Origin of the sequence: Roseibium sediminis, assembly GCF_008711325.1 — a bacterium.
Taxonomy (GTDB): Bacteria; Pseudomonadota; Alphaproteobacteria; order Rhizobiales; family Stappiaceae; genus Roseibium; species Roseibium sediminis.
Genome location: NZ_VXDB01000006.1, coordinates 182,481 through 203,911, shown reverse-complemented (window position 1 = coordinate 203,911; position 21,431 = coordinate 182,481). Strand labels below are relative to the sequence as shown.

Annotated in this window: 29 protein-coding genes and 1 tRNA gene; 18 read left to right on the top strand and 12 right to left on the bottom strand. The window is 55.1% G+C overall.

Features of this window, described 5'->3' with window-relative positions; all coding sequences use genetic code 11:
- Positions 1–39: 39 nt before the first annotated feature.
- Positions 40–720 carry a hypothetical protein gene (locus tag F0155_RS08190; RefSeq protein WP_150524007.1) on the top strand — a complete coding sequence of 227 codons (681 nt, stop codon included), beginning with the start codon at positions 40–42 and terminating at the stop codon, positions 718–720.
- A gap of 17 nt (positions 721–737) precedes the next feature.
- On the opposite strand, the gene F0155_RS08185 is transcribed toward F0155_RS08190, so the two are convergent.
- From F0155_RS08185 to F0155_RS08165, 6 genes are all read right to left on the bottom strand, one after another.
- A complete protein-coding gene (locus F0155_RS08185; protein ID WP_150524006.1) occupies positions 738–1,817 on the bottom strand; it encodes a DUF7146 domain-containing protein in 1,080 nt (359 codons plus the stop codon).
- Positions 1,814–1,939 carry a hypothetical protein gene (locus F0155_RS24035; protein WP_280176997.1) on the bottom strand — a complete coding sequence of 42 codons (126 nt, stop codon included), beginning with the start codon at positions 1,937–1,939 and terminating at the stop codon, positions 1,814–1,816. The genes F0155_RS08185 and F0155_RS24035 overlap by 4 nt, the downstream gene beginning before the upstream one ends.
- Positions 1,936–2,514, bottom strand: a complete 579-nt coding sequence (locus tag F0155_RS08180; RefSeq protein WP_150524005.1) for a hypothetical protein — start codon at positions 2,512–2,514, stop codon at positions 1,936–1,938. The genes F0155_RS24035 and F0155_RS08180 overlap by 4 nt, the downstream gene beginning before the upstream one ends.
- A gap of 749 nt (positions 2,515–3,263) precedes the next feature.
- On the bottom strand, positions 3,264–3,800 hold the full coding sequence (locus F0155_RS08175; protein WP_150524004.1) for a hypothetical protein: 537 nt from the start codon (positions 3,798–3,800) through the stop codon (positions 3,264–3,266).
- Between the two features lie 3 nt (positions 3,801–3,803).
- Positions 3,804–4,310, bottom strand: a complete 507-nt coding sequence (locus F0155_RS08170; RefSeq protein ID WP_150524003.1) for a hypothetical protein — start codon at positions 4,308–4,310, stop codon at positions 3,804–3,806.
- A 250-nt stretch (positions 4,311–4,560) separates the two neighbouring features.
- Positions 4,561–4,797: a helix-turn-helix domain-containing protein gene (locus F0155_RS08165; protein ID WP_150524002.1), complete on the bottom strand. Its 237-nt coding sequence runs from the start codon at positions 4,795–4,797 to the stop codon at positions 4,561–4,563.
- Positions 4,798–4,825: 28 nt separating this feature from the next.
- On the opposite strand from F0155_RS08165, the gene F0155_RS08160 reads away from it, so the two are divergent.
- The 12 genes from F0155_RS08160 to F0155_RS08110 all read left to right on the top strand — a co-directional run bounded on the left by F0155_RS08160 (position 4,826) and on the right by F0155_RS08110 (position 12,824).
- On the top strand, positions 4,826–5,602 hold the full coding sequence (locus F0155_RS08160) for a helix-turn-helix domain-containing protein (protein ID WP_150524001.1): 777 nt from the start codon (positions 4,826–4,828) through the stop codon (positions 5,600–5,602).
- The gene (locus tag F0155_RS08155; RefSeq protein WP_150524000.1) at positions 5,599–6,420 is read left to right on the top strand and encodes a hypothetical protein; all 822 of its coding nucleotides are present in this window, start codon (positions 5,599–5,601) and stop codon (positions 6,418–6,420) included. The genes F0155_RS08160 and F0155_RS08155 overlap by 4 nt, the downstream gene beginning before the upstream one ends.
- Positions 6,421–7,000: 580 nt before the next feature.
- A complete protein-coding gene (locus F0155_RS08150; protein ID WP_150523999.1) occupies positions 7,001–7,333 on the top strand; it encodes a hypothetical protein in 333 nt (110 codons plus the stop codon).
- A 121-nt stretch (positions 7,334–7,454) separates the two neighbouring features.
- Complete coding sequence (locus F0155_RS23385; protein WP_161599777.1) at positions 7,455–7,604, top strand: hypothetical protein; 150 nt, start codon at positions 7,455–7,457, stop codon at positions 7,602–7,604.
- A gap of 160 nt (positions 7,605–7,764) precedes the next feature.
- The gene (locus F0155_RS08145) at positions 7,765–8,715 is read left to right on the top strand and encodes a PD-(D/E)XK nuclease-like domain-containing protein (RefSeq protein ID WP_150523998.1); all 951 of its coding nucleotides are present in this window, start codon (positions 7,765–7,767) and stop codon (positions 8,713–8,715) included.
- A gap of 226 nt (positions 8,716–8,941) precedes the next feature.
- On the top strand, positions 8,942–9,925 hold the full coding sequence (locus tag F0155_RS08140; protein ID WP_204934410.1) for a recombinase RecT: 984 nt from the start codon (positions 8,942–8,944) through the stop codon (positions 9,923–9,925).
- Positions 9,922–10,515, top strand: coding sequence for a 3'-5' exonuclease family protein (locus tag F0155_RS08135; RefSeq protein ID WP_150523997.1), 594 nt, complete (start codon positions 9,922–9,924; stop codon positions 10,513–10,515). Before F0155_RS08140 ends, F0155_RS08135 begins: the two co-directional genes overlap by 4 nt.
- Entirely contained in the window at positions 10,512–10,817 is a 306-nt protein-coding gene (locus tag F0155_RS08130) for a hypothetical protein (RefSeq protein ID WP_150523996.1), read from the top strand. Before F0155_RS08135 ends, F0155_RS08130 begins: the two co-directional genes overlap by 4 nt.
- Positions 10,817–11,212, top strand: a complete 396-nt coding sequence (locus F0155_RS08125) for a DUF968 domain-containing protein (protein ID WP_150523995.1) — start codon at positions 10,817–10,819, stop codon at positions 11,210–11,212. The genes F0155_RS08130 and F0155_RS08125 overlap by 1 nt, the downstream gene beginning before the upstream one ends.
- A gap of 3 nt (positions 11,213–11,215) precedes the next feature.
- Positions 11,216–11,575, top strand: coding sequence for a hypothetical protein (locus F0155_RS08120; protein WP_150523994.1), 360 nt, complete (start codon positions 11,216–11,218; stop codon positions 11,573–11,575).
- Positions 11,575–11,766 (top strand): hypothetical protein, encoded by a 192-nt coding sequence (locus F0155_RS08115; protein ID WP_150523993.1) that lies wholly within the window; start codon positions 11,575–11,577, stop codon positions 11,764–11,766. The genes F0155_RS08120 and F0155_RS08115 overlap by 1 nt, the downstream gene beginning before the upstream one ends.
- Positions 11,763–12,824, top strand: coding sequence for a tyrosine-type recombinase/integrase (locus tag F0155_RS08110; protein WP_150523992.1), 1,062 nt, complete (start codon positions 11,763–11,765; stop codon positions 12,822–12,824). Before F0155_RS08115 ends, F0155_RS08110 begins: the two co-directional genes overlap by 4 nt.
- A 93-nt stretch (positions 12,825–12,917) precedes the next feature.
- Here the strand turns inward: F0155_RS08110 and F0155_RS08105 are convergent.
- Positions 12,918–12,994, bottom strand: a tRNA-Ile gene (locus tag F0155_RS08105).
- A 226-nt stretch (positions 12,995–13,220) separates the two neighbouring features.
- Here F0155_RS08105 and F0155_RS08100 point away from each other — a divergent pair.
- Positions 13,221–14,327, top strand: coding sequence for an AI-2E family transporter (locus F0155_RS08100; protein WP_208999186.1), 1,107 nt, complete (start codon positions 13,221–13,223; stop codon positions 14,325–14,327).
- An 85-nt stretch (positions 14,328–14,412) separates the two neighbouring features.
- Positions 14,413–15,186 (top strand): SIMPL domain-containing protein, encoded by a 774-nt coding sequence (locus tag F0155_RS08095; protein WP_208999185.1) that lies wholly within the window; start codon positions 14,413–14,415, stop codon positions 15,184–15,186.
- Positions 15,187–15,250: 64 nt separating this feature from the next.
- Here F0155_RS08095 and F0155_RS08090 read toward each other — a convergent pair whose 3' ends face one another.
- Complete coding sequence (locus F0155_RS08090; RefSeq protein WP_150523990.1) at positions 15,251–15,838, bottom strand: GNAT family N-acetyltransferase; 588 nt, start codon at positions 15,836–15,838, stop codon at positions 15,251–15,253.
- Between the two features lie 137 nt (positions 15,839–15,975).
- Here F0155_RS08090 and speD point away from each other — a divergent pair, with 137 nt between their 5' ends.
- The 3 genes from speD (at position 15,976) to F0155_RS08075 (ending at position 18,024) form a co-directional block, all read left to right on the top strand.
- Positions 15,976–16,494, top strand: coding sequence for an adenosylmethionine decarboxylase (gene speD / locus F0155_RS08085; RefSeq protein WP_150523989.1), 519 nt, complete (start codon positions 15,976–15,978; stop codon positions 16,492–16,494).
- Positions 16,491–17,363, top strand: a complete 873-nt coding sequence (gene speE / locus F0155_RS08080) for a polyamine aminopropyltransferase (protein WP_150523988.1) — start codon at positions 16,491–16,493, stop codon at positions 17,361–17,363. Before speD ends, speE begins: the two co-directional genes overlap by 4 nt.
- A gap of 154 nt (positions 17,364–17,517) precedes the next feature.
- Positions 17,518–18,024, top strand: a complete 507-nt coding sequence (locus F0155_RS08075) for a cytochrome b (protein WP_161599776.1) — start codon at positions 17,518–17,520, stop codon at positions 18,022–18,024.
- Positions 18,025–18,046: 22 nt separating this feature from the next.
- On the opposite strand, the gene F0155_RS08070 is transcribed toward F0155_RS08075, so the two are convergent.
- The 4 genes from F0155_RS08070 to F0155_RS08055 form a co-directional block, all read right to left on the bottom strand.
- Positions 18,047–19,144: an NAD(P)/FAD-dependent oxidoreductase gene (locus F0155_RS08070; RefSeq protein ID WP_150523986.1), complete on the bottom strand. Its 1,098-nt coding sequence runs from the start codon at positions 19,142–19,144 to the stop codon at positions 18,047–18,049.
- Positions 19,145–19,335: 191 nt separating this feature from the next.
- Entirely contained in the window at positions 19,336–19,767 is a 432-nt protein-coding gene (locus F0155_RS08065) for a nuclear transport factor 2 family protein (protein ID WP_150523985.1), read from the bottom strand.
- A gap of 296 nt (positions 19,768–20,063) precedes the next feature.
- Positions 20,064–20,471, bottom strand: a complete 408-nt coding sequence (locus F0155_RS08060; RefSeq protein WP_150523984.1) for a ketosteroid isomerase-related protein — start codon at positions 20,469–20,471, stop codon at positions 20,064–20,066.
- A 111-nt stretch (positions 20,472–20,582) separates the two neighbouring features.
- Positions 20,583–21,365, bottom strand: a complete 783-nt coding sequence (locus F0155_RS08055; protein WP_150523983.1) for a hypothetical protein — start codon at positions 21,363–21,365, stop codon at positions 20,583–20,585.
- Positions 21,366–21,431 lie beyond the last annotated feature (66 nt).

Below are 21,431 nucleotides of genomic sequence, written 5' to 3'. Positions count from 1 at the left end.
GACTCCCCTATGAACGAAAGGAGTGGTAGAAATCCGCGCATGAAAAAGAATTCTATTTGGCTGGCATTTGTCGTCAGCGGTTTTGTTTCGTTGATTGTTTTTTGGATGCTGGTCGACAATGGCTGCACGATGACCGGTGTTCTTGGCACCGGAGAATCGGTCAATCAGTGCCTGACCCGTTGGATTGGTGCGCTGAGTGGATGGTTCGGTGGCCTTGCTGCGCTTGTTGGAGCTTGGACTGCATTCACAGCCATTCAAAGGCAAATTAGATTGCAGCAGTTGCACATTAGGCAAACTGAGCTGCTGCGTATGCAGAACAATCTGATCAACGAAGCGGATCGGCTCACTGCTGTAATAGGCGCGCTGAACACCTTGCAGAACATCCGCAAAGCCTTCGCAGAAATCCAACCTTCTGATTTTGAAGCCTGCAAAGAAACCATTCGGAGAATTCCCCTTGCATCTTTGAACCACATCCTTAACGACACAAAAGCAGAAGCTAGCTTTAGATCGGCGGTTTCTGTGACGCAACAATTGCTGGAAGATTTTGTAGACCGAAGCATAGGTCCCGCCGCCGACTTTCCTACGGCATTCGATACCCTTTGTGAAACCATAGAGCAACAAAGCTCCAGATACGTAGATAAACTTTCTGAAACAAAAATTCTTGCAAATATTGTTCTGAAAGAACTCAAACACTGCAATGAAGAACTCACACCAAACTGAAGGTAAGGCACTATTATTCACGCCACCAACTCCATGCGTTCGAAGTAACTGTTCCAGAGGTCGAGGAAGTCTTTTCCGGGGGCTGGTGCGGGTTGAAGGAGGACTTCAATCCCTTCTGCCTTGAGCCGTTCGGCCAGTTTCAGGGCTTCGCGCATCCCGGTCGGATCCAGCCACCTGCCCTTGTCCGGTTGCCAATTGAACCGGTCCCCATCGGGGAAGATCGAGACCCGTTGAATTTCAAAGGGGGGATGGAAAGAAGAGAGCCCGTTTGCCGTTCTGCAGGACCAGACCGGGAGACCCGAGAGCATGCGGACCCCAAAGGCTGTTTCTATACCTTCGCAGACAGCAATATGACCGTCAGTTTCAGGAGCAAACAGACGAACAGCGCCGCCCCCACAAGGCCCCAATCCGCGCTTGATCTTTGAGCCGTCCGCGTCCTTGAGGGCGTTTCCTTGTGCGTCGAGGAAGATCCGCCAGGTTCCGACTTGTTCGCCGTTGTCGTTGTCGACACGAGCGAGTAAAGCCGGGTGATATTGTCCTTTGGCAAGGAAGGCGTTCGGGTGAAATCTGAGCACATCGGGCAACGTCCCCTTTGCTTCCAGCCCCTTCACCCGTGAAAACAGATACCGTTCGGCCAGCGTTCCGGTGATCTGGCGAGCTTCGCCCCAAAGCTCTTTTGCAATATCAAGGCGGGCCTGTTCGTCCCTTGCCTCTTCTTCCTGCCGTTCCCGGTCGCGCTGTTCGGCTTGTGCCTTGCGTTGGGCAAACCGCTTCTTGTCTTCTTCGGAATATTCGCGCTTGCCGGTTGGTGGTTCGTCCCCCGTGAGGTGTTCACAGGCCCCTGTGTAATCAAGGCCCATGCAGTGCATGACAAGGCCGATCGGATCACCGCCACCACCTGCACCGCGACAAACCCATTTGTTCTTTGTCTCGTTTACCGCAAAGCGGTCCCGTCCACCGCAGCAAGGGCAAGGCCCGACATATTCCCCGCCCCCGGCTCGTTTCAGCGTTGCACCGCAGCCCTTTGCAGCATCCAGAAGCGAAACTTCATTCGCCCGTGCCTTGAAATCGGCCCAAGCTTGATTGAGGTCGTTCATACGCCCCCCCAATGGCCGGTGTGCTTGGTCTTCTTCTTTTCCTGCCGACGATCGACAATCACCACGGCGACGATCAGGACAAGGGCCAGCACAAGGGGGATCAATCCGAGCATATACGTCATGCCGCCTCTCCAAACAGAGGACCGGCGCCGCTATGGGCCCGCTGCAATTTCAGTTGGGTTTGAAGCCAGAAGGCAATGCCTGCAGCTTCCGCCGCATCCTTTGAACGCGCCTCGATCTGCATCATCTGGCAGACGCGCTTTGCTACGTCCTTCCAGTCTTCCCCCGGCCCCGGCTTTTGCCCTCCAAGGAAGTCCTTACGCCACGACTGGACCGCCACGATTTCAAACCGGATATTCAGCGCAAAGCATACTTCCTGAGCGCAGTTATTGAGGTAGGCCAGTGTTGCCGCCGTGGCGTCATTGGTCACCACACGCTCAACCATGTTCCCGGTCAGTTCGTCCCTGACCTTCTTCTTCATGTTCGAGACGGCGCGGCGTTCTATCGCCACATGCTGAACCTCATTCGTGATCAGCAGGGTTCGAAGCCATTGCCGAAAATTATGGTTGCGCTCGGCGTCACAAGAGACCTTGCGCTTGCCCACCTTGGAGGCATCAAACAGGCCGGTTTGGTAGGTGCTTCCCGTGGCTATGCACCACCCGGAACGCGTTGCGATGTCCAAGCCAGCTACCCTCATGCTCCCCTCCTCACGCCAAGAGGCTGCGAAAGAGCCCTCTCGACAGTCCATCCCTTACTGAGGCGGGAGCGAACATTGGCGTAGGGGATACCCGCTACCCTGCAGGCATCGTGAATACCCATAGTCCGACCACCGTATGAAACGCGGCGATAGGTCCGTGTATTCCGTGCTTGCTGTTCAGCGGTAGCCCAATGGCAGTTTTCTGGACAATATGGGCCTCCATTGTCTTTTCGATCAATGCTGTAGGAACGGGAGGGGCGCGGCCCCATATCGGCCATAAAGCAGGCAAATCCGGTCTCTCCGCGTTCCCCGTTTAACCAGCGAGAACAAACGGCAATCCCGCGCCCGCCGTACCTATCGTAAGCAGGGTCGGAAACGTCATAGCAACGCTTCTTCATCTTGCAGTAGATATTCAGTTCGTCGCGGCGCTTGTTAGATACGGTCAGCCCATGCACAGTCAGCCGTATCTTTGCTTTCTCATCTTTCAAGCATCCGCACGACTTCGTATGTCCACTACGCAGTTTTTGGGATGAAACAGAGCGTTTTTCACCGCAATCACAGATGCAGTTCCAAAAGGAAGATCCTTTGTTCCTGCTAATGTCTCGATCGATCACCGTGAGGCGTTCAAATCTCTTTCCTGTAAGATCGATCAACTTACCCGGCTTGCCACGCATGACTGACCCCGCTTGTTGTTCTGGAAGGGTGAAGCCGGATCAGCCGCCGCACTGACCCGGCATCAAGGCGCAGCGTCAGGCCGCATCCTCGATATCGATTTGCTCTTCATTGTCTTGGGAGGTTTCCGCCTCTTCGGTCTCAGCTTCGACGGCTTCCGCCTGGGCGACCTTCTGGCGTTCCTGACAGCCATCATGCCAAGCCTTGAGCCATGCCTGACCATTGGCCGTTTCAACGCTGTGCGGGTTCTTGTCCTGACCAAGGCCGAGGATACCCGCGCCAAAACCATCCTCGCGGGCGCGTTCTTCCGGCGTCATCTTGTTCGACTGCTTTGCAAAGAGGTCCGGTTGATCGCTTTCAAGCGGCGTTCCGAGAATGCGGAGGAAGTTGGCAAGATCCTGCAGGTAGGCGACCTTTTCAGCCGCATTGCCTGCCTTATGGATTTTCAGGGCTTCCTTTGCCGCGTCGGTGTTGAAGCCCTTGGCGGAAAGCTTGGCAATGGCCGAACTGTATTTACCGTCCTGACTGGCCTTGTCCTCTTGCGCCTTCTGCAGGGAGGTCAGACGAAATGCCAAAACCGCGTCATTGGCGCGGGTGTTGTGTCCCGGTTCCATGGGTCAGATATCCTCTTCGTTTTCAGGGGAGACTTGTTCACCGCGCAAGATCGCAATCGTGCGGGAAACCTGATCGGCCAAAGCCAGCAGGCGAGCGAGGCTATCGGCCTTTTCCTTTGCGGTCAGCTTTCCATCCGCATAGGCGTCGGTCACAGAGGCCGTTGCCTCTCCAACCGCCTTCATCATCAAACCAAGCGAGGAAAGCGCACACACATCGCCTTTGCACCGTTCCCGGCGCACCAGATCAAAACCGGCCATTGCAGCCAAAACCGCAGTGACCGGAGGAATGGCCCCACTCTCGACAACATCGGCCTCAAGTTCGGCAACCGCCTTGATCGGGAAAAAGCGACGGTCCAGACCGTCAATCGTGGTGCAACGGCTGATCTGCGTGGCCTGCTTGTAGCCGGTGATTTCAAGCGCCCTCGCCTCGCCGCCAACCTTCTTCACCAGATCCTTGGAGGCAATCGAAAGCCGGTCATATTCATCACGCGGCAGGTAATTCATTGACATGGTTGCAAGCTTTCCAGTGGTTCAACCGTGAAACGCGAAAACGCAACGCTCATTTCAAATTCATGAGCAACAGACAGACACCCCAAACCGAAACCCACGTTCTCAAGCTGGTGGCCTGTGGCACCCGGCGCGCTGATAGCCTTGGAGAGCGTTTGAGAAAGCGCCGGATCAAATTGGTTTGGAGCCAGGATTTGAAACCAACCGGCCCCGAGCCCCGGACCGTTGAGGCCCGTGACGATGCCTTGCCGTTCTAGGCGGCTTGGGAATGTGAAGTGGCCTTGGTTGCAGCGGCTTCTGACTTAGCTGCGTAGTGATCTACCGCGGTGACCTGACCACCGGTCACCTCTTCGATCTTGGCCATGATTTCCGCCCGAGGGATGCGCTCGCCGTTGGCATATCGGTTGATGGCAGCCTGAGAAACGCCAACGCGTTCACCAAACTGCGCGTGCGACTGTCCTTCGGTCGCCAGATAGTCAGAGAGTTTCATATCAAGAAAATACCAAATAGGTATAATTATGCAAGATAAAAATACCATATTGGATTTGGATATCGATCTGAGAGCGTATTACCAATGTGGTATGAGCATCTTAAAGGAAAAACGCTTGGCAAAAGGCCTGACACAAGCAGGCCTTGCGGATCTGATTGGGACTTCCCAACCGCAAATTCGTCGCCTGGAAACCGGCGAACGCCAGCTTACGCCTGATTGGGCCAAACGCCTTGCCCCCCACCTTGGCATTGAACCTGCTCATTTGCTTTTTCCAGATGATCAGTCAGGCACAGACAACCAAGGGCACAAGACCAACGCTGCAGGTGACACCGAGATCAATGTATTTTCGAGCCTAAGCAGCCCCCAACCGTTACTCATTCAAGGCGAAGTTGCCGCGGGCCATTGGCTTGAGGCCGATCTTTTCGAAGGTGCGGAGCCGGAACAATCGATGATTGTCGGCGGGGACAAGCGCTTTCCTCTTCCCTATCAATATCTTTTGCGGATCAAGGGCGAGAGCATGAACAAGATCGCCCAGGATGGTGACTTGGTTCTTTGCGTCGACTACATGCAGGCCGGTATTGATCTGAAAAACAACGATATCGTTATTGTCGAGCGCTCCCGCGATGGCGGCCTGACGATCGAGCGAACGGCGAAGCGCGCGGTACGCAAGAACGGCTCCATTGAACTCCGACCAGAATCAACAGATCCTCGGTTTCAGGAACCCGTGATCTACAACGATCACGATAACGACACCACCGAAGTTCGGGTAATAGCAAAAGTGATATGCGTGATTAATATGTTATGAGACAAGTACTTGCGGCAATCTTTTTGATTTTCATTCCTACTATTTCCTCAGCAATCGGCCCCACCCAAAACGAAGTAGCCGAGGCTTATGTTCGCCTTCGAGAAGGAGCGATTCAAAGAAGCCTAGAGATCTGCAAGAAACGTGGATTTAACCGCGTAGTGTGCACAGAAGAACTTGAGGACGTATTCGCAGCAGAAAAGATAGCCATTTTCACTATCCGTAAGTATGCACATCAATACGATCAATCCACAGAACCCGCACCACCAACATGCTTCGATGGCAGTCCAGTTTATACAGAATATGTTAAGTGTTTAAAGAATGTTGCTGATCTGATGGCAACGGGAAGATTAAATAATCGGGATTTACCTATCGAACTAGCAATTGATTTCTCGTTTAAACCACTTACTGACATAGAGAGAAATAATTTATTTTGGTGCATTCGTGATAATGTCATCCAGCACAACGATAACTTCAATAGGATCAATATTGAACACGACCCCTCTTCTTACAACGGAAACTTAAACTATTTTCGCACAATAACACTGGATCGGCTTCGCTTGATTTCACTGTCCGCAGCCCAACTCAACAACTCCGCTATTGATGATTACTTTCAAACTGAGATAAATAATCTGGATAGACTAATAAACCTAGATATTGATGAATATGAATTCAACCGACTAAGCAGAGCAAACAATATACTTTCTCGCATACGCCCCAAAACAACATTAGATATTGAGATACATTCTATCCACGCAAAACAAGATTTGCACCATCAGTGCAGAAGTATATTTGATCTCATTATCAAAAGAACCAGATAAGTCATTTAATACTCTCCCAAAGGGTTCAAGATCAGGAAACAAACGCAGTATCCCCTTAAGGGCCACAAGAACCCAAAGGATACTGCTATTGGCTCTCTCCCAAGAGGGACTTTCACGAGGTTTCCAATACGCATCACCGCTACCCCATATGACGAGGCATTGCCCGAGCGGGTCATGATCCGTTTTTATTGGCTCAGGTAGCCATCACATGCAGGGGATCGGATACCCTTTGCCGTTGCATGCCCCTCCCCCGTGAGTGAGCACGAGAGAACTCTCTAGCAGTCCCAGGCCTTCGGCTCACCGACAGGAACGGCCACCACTGCACCCTACGAACCAAATCCCCCAGAAGGCGGGCTAGAACCCGAAGCTACCAGAAGACCGGCAGGCGGTCCCTTTCGGGATACGCAGCCCTGTCAGCGCTCACCAACAGGCGAGCACTGCAAACCATATCGGTATTTTTTTTGACGTCAATACCATTTTGGTCTTGACTAAAATATACCACATCGGTATTTTTCAATCATCGAGAGCGAAACGAAGACGGTTTGACCAGATCTTTCGCCAGCGTTTTGGAGGAACGGCAATGTTTGAATTTACCTTGGAACTTGAATGCGCTTCTCACCACATCGGAGAGCTTGATCTTGGTGTTGATGCCACTCTGACGGGCCGCGAAGACTTCGACCTGAACGGCGTTTATCTCTACATCGCGACCGTTTCCGCCGATAACAAGTTTGGGGAACGTGACGTTCTCCGCAGTGACCGCCTGCAGATCCGCGTTGAAGACGGCAAGGCTTCCCGCATCTACTGGCGCGAGGTTCCGGCAACCGATTTGTTCCATGCCGAGATCATGGCCGCCGTTGAGCAGCGCCGCGATGAAATCCTGACCCATCTGCACAATGAAGAGGTGGCTGCATGACCGCCCCGCTTTTCCTCACCTGCATCAAGACGGGCACTTTTTGGCCCGTCAGTGGAGAGCGGGAAGCAATGAAGTTGGCCCGTCTCCATGGCCTTGTGGATTTTGAAATAGGACCGGCCCAATGACCATGCGCTACCCGTATGTGCCCGAGCGCAAGGATTACCCGGAAGACAGGGCAGAAGGCGCCGTTCTTCAATTTGGTTTCCGCGCCGTTGCGTCCGCGCTTGTTGGCCTCTTCGTCACCATTGTTGTGAACGCCTTCAAGCACTGAGTTAAGCGGCTTTCCTCCTCCCAAGCCGCGCAAGCCCGGTGGGGTTTCTCCTCCGCTCCACCGGGCACCCGTTACCTCCCTCAACTTGGCCGGTTCGCTGGCCGTCTTTTCCGCTTCTCCCGTGTGGAGACGCGCAACAGGCAAAGTAGGAATTGAACCCATGACCCAAGCTATTCAATGGGACGGTGGAACCATCACGGAACCGGGTGTCTATACCGGCATCCCGCTTGAGCTCTACCACAACAAGCTTGACCTACTGGACGCCCCGAGCGTGTCAAAGTCATCCTTGAAAAACCTGTTCCCGTCCCTTGGTGGAAGCCCAAAGGCATTTTGGCATCAGTGGGCGCAAAACCCGAACCGGATCGAGCCGAAGACCACCACGGCGTTAAACCTCGGCAAGGCTGTGCATGCCCTTCTTTTGGGCGACGAGGTGTTTTCGGATGGCTTCGCAGTTCAACCGGAAACATACCCGGATGCAAAGAGCGGTGAAGTGAAATCGTGGAACAACAACGCGAACTACTGCAAGGCTTGGGTGCAGGATCAAGGCGGCAAGGTCATTGTCACCAATGATCAAATCGAGAAGATCCGCCGCATTGCCGAGGATGCAGCAGGGCACCCGCTTGTTCAGCAAGGCATCCTGAATGGTTCCGTTGAACGTTCCCTGTTTATCAAGGACGCGGCAACCGGCCTGTGGTTCAAGTCACGCCCTGACAATGAGGCCCTAGATGGCTTTTGGGCAGACCTGAAAACGACCTCTTCCATGGATGAACGCTTCATCCAAAGGCAGTTGAAGGACAACGGGTATTTCATCCAGGGCGCGGGCGTCCGCATGGCCTGCCGTGAACTTGGATTGCCCTTCGAGACCTTCGCCAATGTCTACGTTTGCACCGGCGACACGCCAGACACTCAGGTTATCGAGCTTTCAGAAGATGACCTTGACCTTGGTGAAGCCCTGATCCGTCACGGCCTCGACACCATCCACACCTGCAGGAAGTCCGGCATCTGGCCGGGGGCAAGACCCTATGAAGGCCGCCCCGTGCGCATCAACGACTATGCGCGGGAAGTGATCGAGGCCGATCTGAAAACACCCCAATTGGAGCAAGCTGCATGAGCAGGCCCCTTACCGATCCAGACTTTGCAGAGGTAGGCGACCCTGTAGTCGAACTCCGCTTGTTGAAGTCCGAAGCTGATGAATTGAGTTGGGCCTTGTCAGACCTTCTTTGCTGGCATCGAGGATATGCGGCGGCCATGGGCGACAACACAGAGAATGCCCCTATGGGAGTTGGTCAGCTTCGTGAACTTCGCATCGCACTAAACAAAGCAATCAGGGGGACCGAATGAACCAGGTAGCAACAATTCAAAGGCCGTCTTTGGTCAACTCCATGGCCGCCCGGTACGACATGGAACCCGCTGCTTTCATAGGCGCAATCAAGGCTTCCGTGATCAAGGGGGATTGCTCTAACGAGCAGTTTGCCGCGTTCCTGATGGTCGCCAAGGAATACGATCTGAACCCCCTGACAAAGGAAATCTATGCGTTTCCTGATCGTGGTGGCATTACGCCGATCGTATCCATTGATGGCTGGATGAAGCTGATCAACTCCCACCCCGAATTTGACGGGATGGAGTTCGAAGACCAGTTCGACGGAGACGGCAAACTGTCCTCTGTTACGTGCCGGATTTATCGCAAGGACCGCAACCGCCCGATTTCCGTCACCGAGTACATGGCCGAATGTTTCCGGCCCACCGAGCCTTGGAAGAAATGGCCGGCACGTATGCTACGGCACAAGTCGGCTATCCAGTGCGCCCGTTATGCCTTTGGCTTTTCCGGCATCATGGAGCCCGACGAATACGAGCGCATGACGGATATCACGCCGCAAGCCGTTCCCCTTGCCGATCGCATGGCCGCCAAACGCGCCGAGCAGACAATCGCGCCGGAACAGGCCGAAGGTTTCGACCTCGACCACGTTCACACCACCACCGCACAGGCAACGGCAGAACAGCCAGAAGCGGAACAGGGGCATGAAGGGTCAGGTTTTGACGCCGCGCCTTCTGGTGACACCCCTTTGCAGCAGGAAGAGGCGCAAAGGCAATGGGATGAAAGCCAGCAGATTGAAGGCACACTGGCAGAACAACATCTGCAGGAGCATGCCGACCCGCTGGCCGCTTACAAGGCCGCGCTGGTGAAGTGCCAGACGGTTGAAGAGGTCAACAATCTCAACACCGCTTACAGCGCGGCAATCAACGCCCTCTCCAAGGAATTGAAGGGCGAAGCGAAGACCTTGCGCCAGAACCGCATTCAAGAGCTTGGAGGTGCGGCATGATCACCCTTGCCCTCAATGTGGCGGCAACGGGTGTAAATCGCGGGTTGTCGATGGATGACCCGCAGCACCCCCGCCCGGTCGCCCTTGGAATTGTTCAATGGGATGCAAACGGAACCTTTGCGGAGTACCGGAGCTATATCCGCCAGGAAGAAAGCAGCGTTTCGGCAACGGCGGAAAAGTCTCACGGCATCACCAGCCGGATTGCAAACAGCCGCGGATTACCGGAACGGATCGCGCTGGCATGGCTGACCAACGCCCTAAGCTTGTCTTCCCGCGTGGTCGCTTGGGATCTGGACTTTGACTTGAACGTTATTCGTTCCGCGTTGCTGCGTCATGGCGGCAATCCTGCAGAACACATTCGCCCGCTGCTCACGCTCACCAGCCTTGTTGATCATTGCAGCATCATCATCGGCAAGCAGGACGAGAACGGCGCTTATGTTCCGCCAACGATGCAAGAAGCGCTCACAGCAATTGCACCAGAGAGCGGGATTGATCCGGCAGACCCGCACGCTAGGGCAGACGCTTGCCGCGTTCTCTACGAGACCCTTTGCACCAAGGGATTGATTGAGGGAATGGAGCAAGCGGCATGACCCTGACCATCACCTTGACCGGCAACGGCGCACAGCAGACCGCAACATGTGGCGAACACAGCATCACCAAGACCAAGGGGAGCAGTATCCGGCCATTGGCTCGCAAGCTGCAGGAAGTCGGGCATGACCCGGAAACGTTGGTCGTCATCAAGCGCGGCGAGACCGTGTGTTTCAAGCCTGCCCCTCTCAAGGCATGGGCAGACTGGATGCTTTACGAGAACGACACCAAGGGAGGGTTTCGCCTGCAACGTTGGGACTATGAGGCAGCGGCAAAGCTTGCGGAAAGCAGGAGAGCGGCCTGATGACCTACCGCTTTTTGAACCCACACCAAGACACGGCGTTTTCTGTAGATCCGAGCTCAAAAAAACAGGCCCGCATCACAGACGAAGCGCACCTTGCCTATATCCGCAAACTGCCAAGCCTTGTGTCTGGTGCCTATGGCTGTGAAGCCTGCCATGTCCGCTATGGCGATCCGAAGCACCGCAAGCGCCGCACACCAATGGGCCGCAAGCCCGATGATGCCTGGACAGTTCCCATGACACCAGAAGAACACCGGCTGCAGCATGGCGGAAACGAGCAAGCCTTTTGGCAAGGCGTCGGCATCGACCCGCTGGAAGTGGCAACACAGCTCTACGCTAATTCAGGGAACATCGAGGTGGGCAGGAAGATCATTTCTGAGGCACAGAAGGTCAGATAGCGAATGCGCCCCTATCACAAAATCTCAGCCCTGCAGAACGCGATTGAAGGCAACATCCTGACGCCGATCGAGGAACAAAGCTTGAGGGAATGTGTCGAGGATTACCGGGTTTTGTACCGCCTCGGAAACGGCTTCAAAATCGGCCTGCAGGAGATCATCAAGGCTTTTGAAATCATCTTTGACGATGTGGCTTTCATGACCGGCCAGCGCCGCGCCAATGCCATCGCCTTGTTGGTCAAGGCAGGTGCAAAGGGCTACACGGCCCGCCCCCATCCTGTACCAGAGCTTCACCCCACGGACGAACGCAACGCCGAGAACTTCCGTGTTCCGGTATCAGAAGATGAAATCAGGGAGGCAAGTTGATGGCAAAACGCGCAGCAGTTACCGAAGCGGATATGCGCCGCGCCATAAAGGCCGCCAAAGGCGAAGGCCTGACCGTGCGCGAATGCATCATGAGCCCGAGCGAAGTGCGCTTGGTATTCACCAGAATTGACAGTGGACCGGAAACAAACACAGGATTAGGCCCCAAACAGTGGCCGGGGACCAAGAATTGAAAGTCAATTACCCAGGGCTAATCAAAGAAAAGCTCCCTTCGGGGAACTACCGCTTTCGTGTCCGCGTCGAGGGAAAACCAACAAGGCGCGTCACGCTTCACATTGGCCCGGACCACAAGGACTTTTCCGAGCATTACAAGGCCGCACGAAGAGGAATTGAAATTCCCCCGGAGGCAAAGCCGATCGACACCAAGATCAAAGGTTCACTTGGTTGGTTGATTTCCTCCTATACGGAGTGGCTAGAGGATCAGGTTGGCAAAGGACTTTATTCACAAGCCACACTTGTTCAACGCCGGTCCAAGTTCAAATTGCTCAAGCCCTATGAAGAATATTCCTTGGCAATGCCCCAAGACCAGTTGTTACAAATTCGTGACGACATGGCCGACACGCCGGGTTCCGCCGACAACTTCATAAAGGCGGTTCGCTCATTATACGCCTGGGCAATTGAGCGGAACCATGCGCAGGTCAATCCGGCAATCGGAGTCGGAAAGATCAACAAGGGGAAAGGTGGCGCAAAGCCGTGGACCGTTGCTGATCTTAAAAAATACCGTGAGCATCATGAACCGGGAACAATGGCGCATCTGTGCCTTACCCTATTCATGTTCACGGCCTGCCGGATCAGTGATGCAATTCTTCTTGGACGAAGCAATGAGTTTGAAAGAAACGGAATAAAGGGGCTTGGCTGGCAACCGACGAAGAAGGGATCAGCCTATGTCGAAATCCCAATGTTGCCACCTCTTTTGACCGCAACTCGTTCCATGAAAATCCAAGGCCCTACCTACCTGCTGACTGAGTACGGCAAGCCCTTTCAATCTCCTGAGGGTTTGCGAAACCGATTCAGAAAATGGTGCGACAATGCCGGACTTCACCACCTATCAAGTCACGGGATTAGGAAGGCCACCGGCAATTTGTTGGCCCAAGAAGGGGCAAGCCAATATCAAATTATGTCTATCCACGGACACACCCAAGCAAAGACATCTGAGGTCTACACAAAGGGCGTTGAGCGTTGGCGTTTGGCCGCGGATGCCATGAACTCGCTGAGCAACATGGATTGGTAAAGTGTCCCACGGCGTTCCCGGCACCCTAAACGTGGGACACCCTGCCCCACAAGCCATTGAATTTAAGAAGGGATTTAAGTTCGAAAAAAAGAATGGTGGGCCCGGAGGGACTCGAACCCCCAACCAATCCGTTATGAGCGGACGGCTCTAACCAATTGAGCTACAGGCCCACGGCAGCCAGCGTCGATTCGAAACATGAAACGGCGGCTGCGATAGCCACCGTATACAGACGGAAAAACGGCGGGGCAAGACGGTTTGCGTTCCGCAGAACGCTTCAGCCGATCCTGCGTGCTTCTCGTCCACATCTCAGGTGTGCCACGCGGAGAATTCCGCGCAAGTAATCGGCCAGAGACTGGAACCCGGTGCCAAGACCGGTTACCGATAGGACAGCTGTTTGTGATCAAGGCCTTTTTCATGCGCTCCTCCCTTCTGCCGGTAACCCTCAGCCTCATTCTCGTTTGCCTGGTCGGTTGGCTGCTGGTCGTCGGGCGCTCGCTCCTGCTGCCGTTCGTGATCGCCCTTGTCGTCTGGTACCTGATCAACGCCCTGTCGGCCTTTCTCGCCCGCGCGCCCTCAAGGGACGGACGCCCCGTTCTTCCCGGCTGGCTGTCCCTTGGTCTTTCGCTTGTCCTGATATTCTCTGCAGGAACCGTGGTCTTCGACATGGTCGCTGCCAATCTTGCAGACCTTGCGCGCGACGGAACCATTTATCAGGCGCGCCTTGAGAGCCTCTTCAATCAGGTCGCAACCCTTTTGAAACTGAACGACCCGATCGAGTTTCGCGACCTCATGCCAGAGGGAGGCGTACAGCGGATGGTCACTGCCGGTGCAGGCTTCATCACCCAGATCGCCGGTTCCGCCTCACTTGTGTTCATCTACACGCTGTTCCTGATCCTTGAGCAGTCCACATTCGACACCAAGTTTGCGCGGCTGTTTTCAAACAGCGAGAAGGCTGAAGCGGCCTTCCGGGTTCGCGCGGAAATCAACAACCGCATTCGCCACTATTTCGGCATCAAGACCGCTGTCAGCATCGCGACAGGCGCACTGACCAGCGCGGTCCTGATCGTCATGGGACTGCCCTATGCAGCGCTATTCGGGTTCATTGCCTTCGTGTTGAACTACATTCCGACAATCGGCTCGATGATCGGCGTGATCTTCCCCAGCCTGCTTGCGCTTGTCTATTTTGATACGCTGACACCGTTTTTCGTGATTTCCGTCGGACTGGGCATCATCCAGTTTTCCATCGGCAACCTGATTGAACCCAGATTGATGGGCTCCAGCCTCAACATCTCGGGCATCGTCATCATGTTGTCGCTGGCGCTTTGGGGCGCGATCTGGGGCGTCGTGGGAATGGTGCTTTGCGTGCCCCTTACTGTGGTCACAATGATCATCTGCGCTCGTTTCCCCGCCTCGCGGCCAATTGCAGTCCTTTTGTCTGCAGACGGGAATATCGTTGATGATTCAACATCTTCCACAGCTGTCAAGGACATGAACGGCGCCTGAACCGGCCTGTCATTGCCTTGCCGTATTCAGGGTAGACCTTGCCAGTCATCATGAACCGCTCCGGTTCACAATTCAGGTGAAATCTATGACCATTGCAAAGTACCAATCCGTTTCCCCAAATCCAGTTGCAGGCTTGAAGCGCCGGGCCCTCCCGTTTGTCACTGCAGTCGGACTTACCCTTGCGGCCCTCTCGCCGTCTCTCGCCCGCGCCGGCGACGACTTTATTCCCAGCATCACCATCACGGGGCAGGCGCAGGTCAGCGTCGCACCGGACATGGCCGTGATCACCACGCAAGTCGTCTCCCCCGGCTCGACAGCGCCCGAGGCCCTTGCCGCCAATTCCAAGGCGATGAAAGCCGTCATCGACGAGATCAAGTCTGCCGGGATCGAGGCCAAGGACATCCAGACCTCCGGATTTTCGATCTACCCGCGTTATGACAACTCCAAGCAGGGTCAGAACAAGGCCCCCAAGATCATCGGCTATGACGTGCGCAACGGTGTCACGATCAATGTGCGCGACCTTGCAAAGCTCGGGGAACTCCTCAACACGGTCGTTGAGAGCGGTGCCAACCAGATTGGTGGCATTTCCTTCCAGATCAGCGACCCGGAAGAAAAATTGAACGAAGCGCGCAAGAAGGCTGTTGCCGACGCCAGAGCCCGTGCAGAGCTTCTGGCCGAAGCCGCTGGAGCGAAGCTGGGCAACGTTCTCGATATCTCCGAAAACGGCGGCTACCGTCCCCAGCCACGCGGCATGATGATGATGGAAGCCCGCATGGCAGCCGATGCGGTCCCCGTGGAAGTGGGCGAAAACACCATCGAGGCTTCGGTCAACATCCGCTGGGAACTCGTTTCCGAATAACCGCGACGAGCCGTGAACGTCCTGCGTCCGGGTGCATCATGCCTCCGGACGCATGTGGCATGGTCTAAAGCGAACGCATCCAGACCTGCATCGGTTTCTCGGTTTCCTCGTCCGACCCCAGATCCTGCCAGGGGAAATGAACGATCAGGCCATCAATCGACCGGTAACCGCGCTTGCTCCAGAAGGGATCGAGCGAGCGATAATCAACCGGGCGAGCAGGATGGTCCGCCGGGCGAATAACGGCGCAAAACGCTGCGAGCGAATATCCCAGACGCCGGGCATGGGCTTCCCGCTCTTCAAAAAACTGGTGACCAACGCCCTGACCACGAAATTCCGGTTCCAAAACGGATTCCGCCAGATAGAAGATGTCTGTCGGTGAAAAGCCGCGGTCCTCGAAAGGCTTGCGAAACTGGATCACTTCCTTGTCGAGAGGCTCTCCGGTCGCAGCGCCAACTAGTTCTGCACCGTCAAATGCACCGATTATTACTGCGCCTTCTGTTTTTGCATAACGTGCCAAATACTTTTCTTCATAATCAAGGGACCCTTCGTAAAGGTAGGGCCAGTCCCTGAACACTGAAATCCGCAAGCGCGCCAGTTTCGGCAGGTTTTCCACCAATTCGGAACCCGTTAAAACCTTTATTTTTACGCTCACAAAAAACTCCCATACCGAATTTAATTTGTTGGCTAACTTAAACTATTTCTCGCGCCTGTTGTGAATCTAGCAATTTGTAGGTATAGCAGGCGCTCCGGAATTTGTCCGGGTTTCATCTGCTGGTTGGGGAGAGCGTAATGCCAAAAACCGCCCTCTTCCAACTGGGGATGGACTTGGAGGCTCGTGTTGAAGAAGACACCATTCGTGTTGCCGAGCCAAGAAGCACCACCCAGAAGGAAGACCATACATCCGCCGCGTCGAAGGCACCTCATGCTGACGACCGACTGGACCACTTCATTGAACGTGAAGGGGTTCGCTGCGCTGGTGCGCACCTGATCATTGATCTTTATGACGCCGAGCGTCTGGATGATCTCTTGTTCATGGAACAGACCCTGCGGCGCTGCATCGACGAGGCAGGCGCCACGCTTTTGCACATCCATCTGCACCCGTTCGAACCGACCGGCGTCAGTGGTGTTGCCGTTCTGGCAGAAAGCCATATCTCGGTCCATACGTGGCCGGAAGTTGGCTATGCTGCATTCGATGTCTTCATGTGCGGCGATGCCAAGCCTGAAAAATGCGTCGACGTTCTGAACGAAGCGTTCAAGCCGGGCCGATCCGAAGTCTCCGAACTGCTGCGTGGTCGAGAAGTCGAATGAATGATGGGCTAACCTTCAACGAAGTTCTCTATCCCGGAGTTCAGGTCAGCTATCGCTGCGACCAGATTCTCTATCAGGAAAAGACGGAGCACCAGGATCTGGTGCTCTTTACTAATCCGGTTTTCGGAAAGGTCCTGATGCTGGACGGCGTGACGCAAGTGACGACTGCCGACGAATTCATCTACCACGAGATGATGTCGCATGTACCGCTGTTCGCTCATGGAGCGGCTCGCAACGTGCTAATTGTCGGCGGCGGAGACTGCGGTCTTGCCGAAGAAGTCCTGAAACACAAGACAGTTGAAACGCTGGCTCAGGTCGAAATTGACGGCTCGGTCGTCGAATTTTCCAAGGAACACTTTGCCGATTTCAACGCCGGGGTTCTGGAGGACAATCGGTTTGAGCTGATCATTGCAGACGGCATGAAGTTCATGGCGGAAACCGACCGCCGGTTCGATGTCGTCATCGTCGACAGCACCGACCCGCACGGGCCGGGGGCTGTGCTGTTCTCCGAGGAGTTCTACCGCAATGTTCACCGCTGCCTGACACCGGGAGGGGTTCTGGTAACGCAAAATGGCGTGCCGTTCCTGCAACGCGGGGAACTGGTGACAAGCCTGGAGCGGTTCTCCCGCATCTACAAGGACAGCGCGGCTTATGTCGCGGCCATCCCGACCTATTTCGGCGGACACATGGCCCTTGGCTGGGCATCAGACAATGCCGACTTGCGCAAAGTGCCTGTCGACGTGTTGAAAGAACGCTTCGAAAAGGCGGACTTCCAGACCCGCTATTATACGTCGGATGTCCACGCGGCTGCCTTTGCGCTGCCGAGGTTCATTCTGGATGCAGTGGAAGAAGGCCGCTCGCGCGCCTGATGATACGTACAGGAAGCTCGCGGCTTCCTGTACATTTTCTTACAAATTTGTATATGGGCATTTGTCACGATCCGGATGTACCTTCGAGGCCACAGACCTGCCCTCCATTGCGCGGGAGCATACTTCTACGGCACCAATATTTCGAAGGTTACTCATGGGACGCCAAACTCCGGAAACCTACAGCAAAGCACAGATAGTCCTTCATTGGGCAGTCGCTGTTATCATTCTTTTCCAGATCACCTTTGCCGATGGCATCGAGGAGTATGGCGACGCACTGCGTGACGGCCAGAGTCCCGGTACGCTCGACACTATCCTAGGGAACGCTCATATCTGGCTTGGCATCACTGTACTTGCGCTTGCTGTCCTGCGCATCGCCCTCAGGCTCATTCAGGGTGCTCCTGCCCCGGTTCCTGCCCCAAAACTGCAGGATCTTGCGGCAAAGGCCGTTCACGTCCTGCTGTATGCCGTTCTCTTCATCACCCCTATGAGCGGCATTGCGATGTGGTTCTTTGGCGTGAAGGAAGCGGGAGGTCCACATCACCTGATAGAGAAGGTCATCGTCGTGCTCGTTGCCCTGCACGTTACCGGAGCGCTTTGGCACCACTTCGTGCAGAAGGACAACGTCCTCAAGCGGATGCTGAGCAGCAAGGCATCCGCCTGAGCAGGTTTATTATGGTCCGGGATCAGTCCCGGGCTTCCAGCCAGACACGCGCTGTATCAAAGTCGCCGGAGATAACCCCTTCGGCGACTTTTTGCCCAACGACTGCGCCGAACTTGTAACCATGCCCGGAACAGGCAGAAACCACGGACAAACGGTCCTCGGTTTTCATGAAGAAATGCTCGTCGCTGGTGAAGGTGTAGGCACAGGTCACTACATCGGTGACCTTGTACTCCTCGATGCGGGCAAAAGGTGGCGAGAAGAGATTTCGGATCACCTCGCCTTCGCCATCTTTGGCCACGCGCCCGTCATTTGGTCCGCTCTTGTACTTGTGGACCCCCGCACCGAATTTCAGCCCGGTTCCGGGAACCGGCGGCAGCACATAGCCATCCACCGTTCCGCCAACATCCAATATGGTGGGGCCGTTTTCCCACGCGGATTTCAAATCCGCAGGCGGCTCCAGATAAACCACAGCTGTCCGGTAGGTGGTGAGTTCCCGAGTGAGGCCCGGCAGAAGATCCGGCGCCCAGGCACCCGCGGCCACAACAACATGATCAGCACTCAGGGTTTCGCCGCTTTCCAGAGTGACCGATCCGCCTGCAGCATCAATTGAGGTCACTTTCGCATTCTCGCGAACATGTGCACCCGCGTTCACCAGCCAGTCACGAATACCGCCTGCAATCTTCTGGCAAAGAAGAACGCCGCCCTCGGCACTGAATGCGCCATAGCGGATCGTGGCCGGGTCAACAAATGGGAAGCGGGCAGCGGTTTCGGCAGGCGTCATTTCGTCAACCGGATATCCACCTTCCTTGAGACCGGTCAGATACGTCTCTCCCTCATCCCCCGGGATCTGGGAGAGAAGGAGGAAGCCGGTATCGACGAGGTGCTTTTGGCCGAGATCCGCCCATATTTCATCCCAGGCAGCATAGGCATCGCCAATCCGGCGCTGATATCCGCCCTGCCCGCCATAGGCCCGGCGAATGATCCGGTGCTGATCGCCGGATGCTGAAAGCGGATTTGGAATTGGCCCTTGTTCCAGAAGTGTGACACTCACACCACGCTTCGTCAGGGCCCATGCAGTGGAGAAGCCGGATACACCGGCTCCAACGACAATAACACTCATATTTCCGACCTCACCGGCGCCAAACCGGCCTATGGGGCCATCTGTCTGTTTGGCGGATCAAAGCAGATTGGGCATGCTGCCGCACATGATGATAGGTGCTGGCGGCTCCCCCTATTCAGGTGCGCAAACATGCTTTGGCGCTGCGTAGATGGCAAGGCCTGTTCACTGCCATATCAGAGACCTACGCAGTCTTACGCAGCCGAGCGCACGTCAGTCTCTTCCAAAACGCGATCGGGCTGATTGTAGTAGGTCGTGATACGGCAAATCCTCTCGCCCCTGAACTCAAAGAAGCTCCCGGCGCGAAGTTGATATGTAGCCCCATCCAGAACCTGCCGGTCCGTTCCGAAAGGCGGCATGCCCAGTTGGCTGGAAACCGTGTATTCCGCGGCAGCGCGCTGCCCGTCTTCCGCAACAAGCACTCTCAGGCTGCATACGCGCTCGTTATAGGTCAGGCGCAGAAGAGAGGCGACCGCCAGAAAAGCCTCGCGACCAGACCTTGGTCCGTCCTGATTGACTTCAATGACAATATCTTCGGTGACCAACTGGGACAGCTTCGAAGTGTCACCTGCGTTGAAGGCCGCGAAGAACGTGTTGACGAGAGCTCGCATTCGCGTCTGGGGCATTAAAGCATCCTCACATGCAGACAGATTTTCAGGAGTTCCGGTCGCATCCGGTTTCAGGCGACCCGTATGCCGAATATCGTGAGGGTTCACGCCGATCGCCGCAACAACCTGAAGATTGCATCAATTGTCAGCAATCTTTTCGTATTAACAAGACGTTAACCCGAAAAGCAGGAGCGTCTTCAACCACATGCAAAAGGGGCAACAGGATCATCTCCTGCGCCCCTCAGAATGCACAACCAAAAAGTGCATTTAATTTGCATGAAATTTTAAGGAAACCAGATCTGGCCCGTGCCTGACTAGGCAGAGACCTGCGCAATCCAGTCATTCAAATTGTAGTAGGTGGTGATGCGGGAAATCTTGCCGTCCCGAAACTCGAAAAATGTACCGGCAGGAAGCGTGTAGGTCTGGCCAGTGGCCTTCGGAAGGCCTTCAGCGGTCTCAAGATAGGTTCCATGTACGATAAACTCGGCAGCGCCGCGTGTGCCATCGCGCGAAATCATCAGGTAGATATCGCTCAGGCGTTCCTTGTAGGACTTGCTCATGAGCAGATTGAAGGCCCAGAAATCCTCCTTGCCAGTCCTGCGCTCCCCCTGATTGACATCATGCACGACATCGTCGGTAACAAGCCCGACCATCTTGCCGGTCTCTCCGGCATTGAAGGCAGTGTAGTAGGCTTCCAATAGGGCTCGCGGATCAGTCGTCATGTTTCCTCCTCATGTCAAAACCAGCCGGGTGAAGACTGACGCCACACCCAGCACATTGCAACAAGGTTCACAGCTCTTTCGCAATCAACACATTGGTTGGTTTTTTCTTTCCTAAAACCGGAAGACCAGACCCGCCATCGGTCCATGTGTGATCGTGTTGTAGGAAAAGGCATCTGCACCGGATTTGCCGTTGTCGTAATCCACGGCTGTCGCCTTGTATTGCAGCTGTGCGGAGACGCTTTCGCTGAAATGATAGCCAACCCCGGCCTGCAGGCCCCAGGTAAAGTCGGACGCGACGCCAAACCCGCCGATATTGGCGCTGCCATAGAGCGACCAGTCGTCCGACAGGAATGCCTGCCCCCGGACACCGATGACCGGATCAACCCAGCTCTCAGTGATCGTATGGGAAAAGGCATTTGCAGGCAGAGCGGCCCGAACTCCCAGTTCGTTGATCCACCAGCGTCCACCGACATAGGCTTCGACCCAGTTCTTGTCCTGCTTCCAGACCCGATATCCGGCAAACACCTCACTGACGGTCTGTTTGACATTGGCTTTCACGGATCCGCCAACGGCGGGAAAGGTCCTGCCCGAACCAAGGTTCATATAGGCAACGTCAACCGCAATGCCGAACCGGTCGTCATAAAGTGCCTCGAAATGCCCCATGGCACCCAGATGCAGGTTTTCAAAGATCGTGCCCGGAGAAACATTCAGAGTTGTCGTCGGCAGGCGCCCGATCTTCGCATCACCGGAAATTGTCGGTGCAAGAAGGTAGGGAGCGACCAGAAAAGTCCACTTGCCCGCTGCACCATCCTCTGCATAAGCAGCGCCGGAAAGACCCTGACCAGCCGCGACCAGACAAACTGATAAAATTGAACCAGATAAAAACGAACGCATTTGCGTCTCCACACCCCGATAATCTTGGCAGACGATACACCGCCGACCGATCTGCGCTCAACCAAG

What these genes read in the sequence shown, in the direction of transcription:
- F0155_RS08070 (WP_150523986.1), bottom strand. Translation starts at nt 19,144, where the DNA reads ATGAGTGTTATTGTCGTTGGAGCCGGTGTATCCGGCTTCTCCACTGCA.
- F0155_RS08125 (WP_150523995.1), top strand. Translation starts at nt 10,817, where the DNA reads ATGACCTACCGCTTTTTGAACCCACACCAAGACACGGCGTTTTCTGTA.
- F0155_RS08095 (WP_208999185.1), top strand. Translation starts at nt 14,413, where the DNA reads ATGACCATTGCAAAGTACCAATCCGTTTCCCCAAATCCAGTTGCAGGC.
- F0155_RS08135 (WP_150523997.1), top strand. Translation starts at nt 9,922, where the DNA reads ATGATCACCCTTGCCCTCAATGTGGCGGCAACGGGTGTAAATCGCGGG.
- F0155_RS08065 (WP_150523985.1), bottom strand. Translation starts at nt 19,767, where the DNA reads ATGCCCCAGACGCGAATGCGAGCTCTCGTCAACACGTTCTTCGCGGCC.
- F0155_RS08170 (WP_150524003.1), bottom strand. Translation starts at nt 4,310, where the DNA reads ATGTCAATGAATTACCTGCCGCGTGATGAATATGACCGGCTTTCGATT.
- F0155_RS08055 (WP_150523983.1), bottom strand. Translation starts at nt 21,365, where the DNA reads ATGCGTTCGTTTTTATCTGGTTCAATTTTATCAGTTTGTCTGGTCGCG.
- F0155_RS08190 (WP_150524007.1), top strand. Translation starts at nt 40, where the DNA reads ATGAAAAAGAATTCTATTTGGCTGGCATTTGTCGTCAGCGGTTTTGTT.
- F0155_RS08130 (WP_150523996.1), top strand. Translation starts at nt 10,512, where the DNA reads ATGACCCTGACCATCACCTTGACCGGCAACGGCGCACAGCAGACCGCA.
- F0155_RS08145 (WP_150523998.1), top strand. Translation starts at nt 7,765, where the DNA reads ATGACCCAAGCTATTCAATGGGACGGTGGAACCATCACGGAACCGGGT.
- F0155_RS08075 (WP_161599776.1), top strand. Translation starts at nt 17,518, where the DNA reads ATGGGACGCCAAACTCCGGAAACCTACAGCAAAGCACAGATAGTCCTT.
- speD (WP_150523989.1), top strand. Translation starts at nt 15,976, where the DNA reads ATGCCAAAAACCGCCCTCTTCCAACTGGGGATGGACTTGGAGGCTCGT.
- F0155_RS23385 (WP_161599777.1), top strand. Translation starts at nt 7,455, where the DNA reads ATGACCATGCGCTACCCGTATGTGCCCGAGCGCAAGGATTACCCGGAA.
- F0155_RS08175 (WP_150524004.1), bottom strand. Translation starts at nt 3,800, where the DNA reads ATGGAACCGGGACACAACACCCGCGCCAATGACGCGGTTTTGGCATTT.
- F0155_RS08120 (WP_150523994.1), top strand. Translation starts at nt 11,216, where the DNA reads ATGCGCCCCTATCACAAAATCTCAGCCCTGCAGAACGCGATTGAAGGC.
- F0155_RS08160 (WP_150524001.1), top strand. Translation starts at nt 4,826, where the DNA reads ATGCAAGATAAAAATACCATATTGGATTTGGATATCGATCTGAGAGCG.
- F0155_RS08115 (WP_150523993.1), top strand. Translation starts at nt 11,575, where the DNA reads ATGGCAAAACGCGCAGCAGTTACCGAAGCGGATATGCGCCGCGCCATA.
- F0155_RS08150 (WP_150523999.1), top strand. Translation starts at nt 7,001, where the DNA reads ATGTTTGAATTTACCTTGGAACTTGAATGCGCTTCTCACCACATCGGA.
- F0155_RS24035 (WP_280176997.1), bottom strand. Translation starts at nt 1,939, where the DNA reads ATGACGTATATGCTCGGATTGATCCCCCTTGTGCTGGCCCTTGTCCTG.
- F0155_RS08140 (WP_204934410.1), top strand. Translation starts at nt 8,942, where the DNA reads ATGAACCAGGTAGCAACAATTCAAAGGCCGTCTTTGGTCAACTCCATG.
- F0155_RS08185 (WP_150524006.1), bottom strand. Translation starts at nt 1,817, where the DNA reads ATGAACGACCTCAATCAAGCTTGGGCCGATTTCAAGGCACGGGCGAAT.
- speE (WP_150523988.1), top strand. Translation starts at nt 16,491, where the DNA reads ATGAATGATGGGCTAACCTTCAACGAAGTTCTCTATCCCGGAGTTCAG.
- F0155_RS08060 (WP_150523984.1), bottom strand. Translation starts at nt 20,471, where the DNA reads ATGACGACTGATCCGCGAGCCCTATTGGAAGCCTACTACACTGCCTTC.
- F0155_RS08180 (WP_150524005.1), bottom strand. Translation starts at nt 2,514, where the DNA reads ATGAGGGTAGCTGGCTTGGACATCGCAACGCGTTCCGGGTGGTGCATA.
- F0155_RS08155 (WP_150524000.1), top strand. Translation starts at nt 5,599, where the DNA reads ATGAGACAAGTACTTGCGGCAATCTTTTTGATTTTCATTCCTACTATT.
- F0155_RS08165 (WP_150524002.1), bottom strand. Translation starts at nt 4,797, where the DNA reads ATGAAACTCTCTGACTATCTGGCGACCGAAGGACAGTCGCACGCGCAG.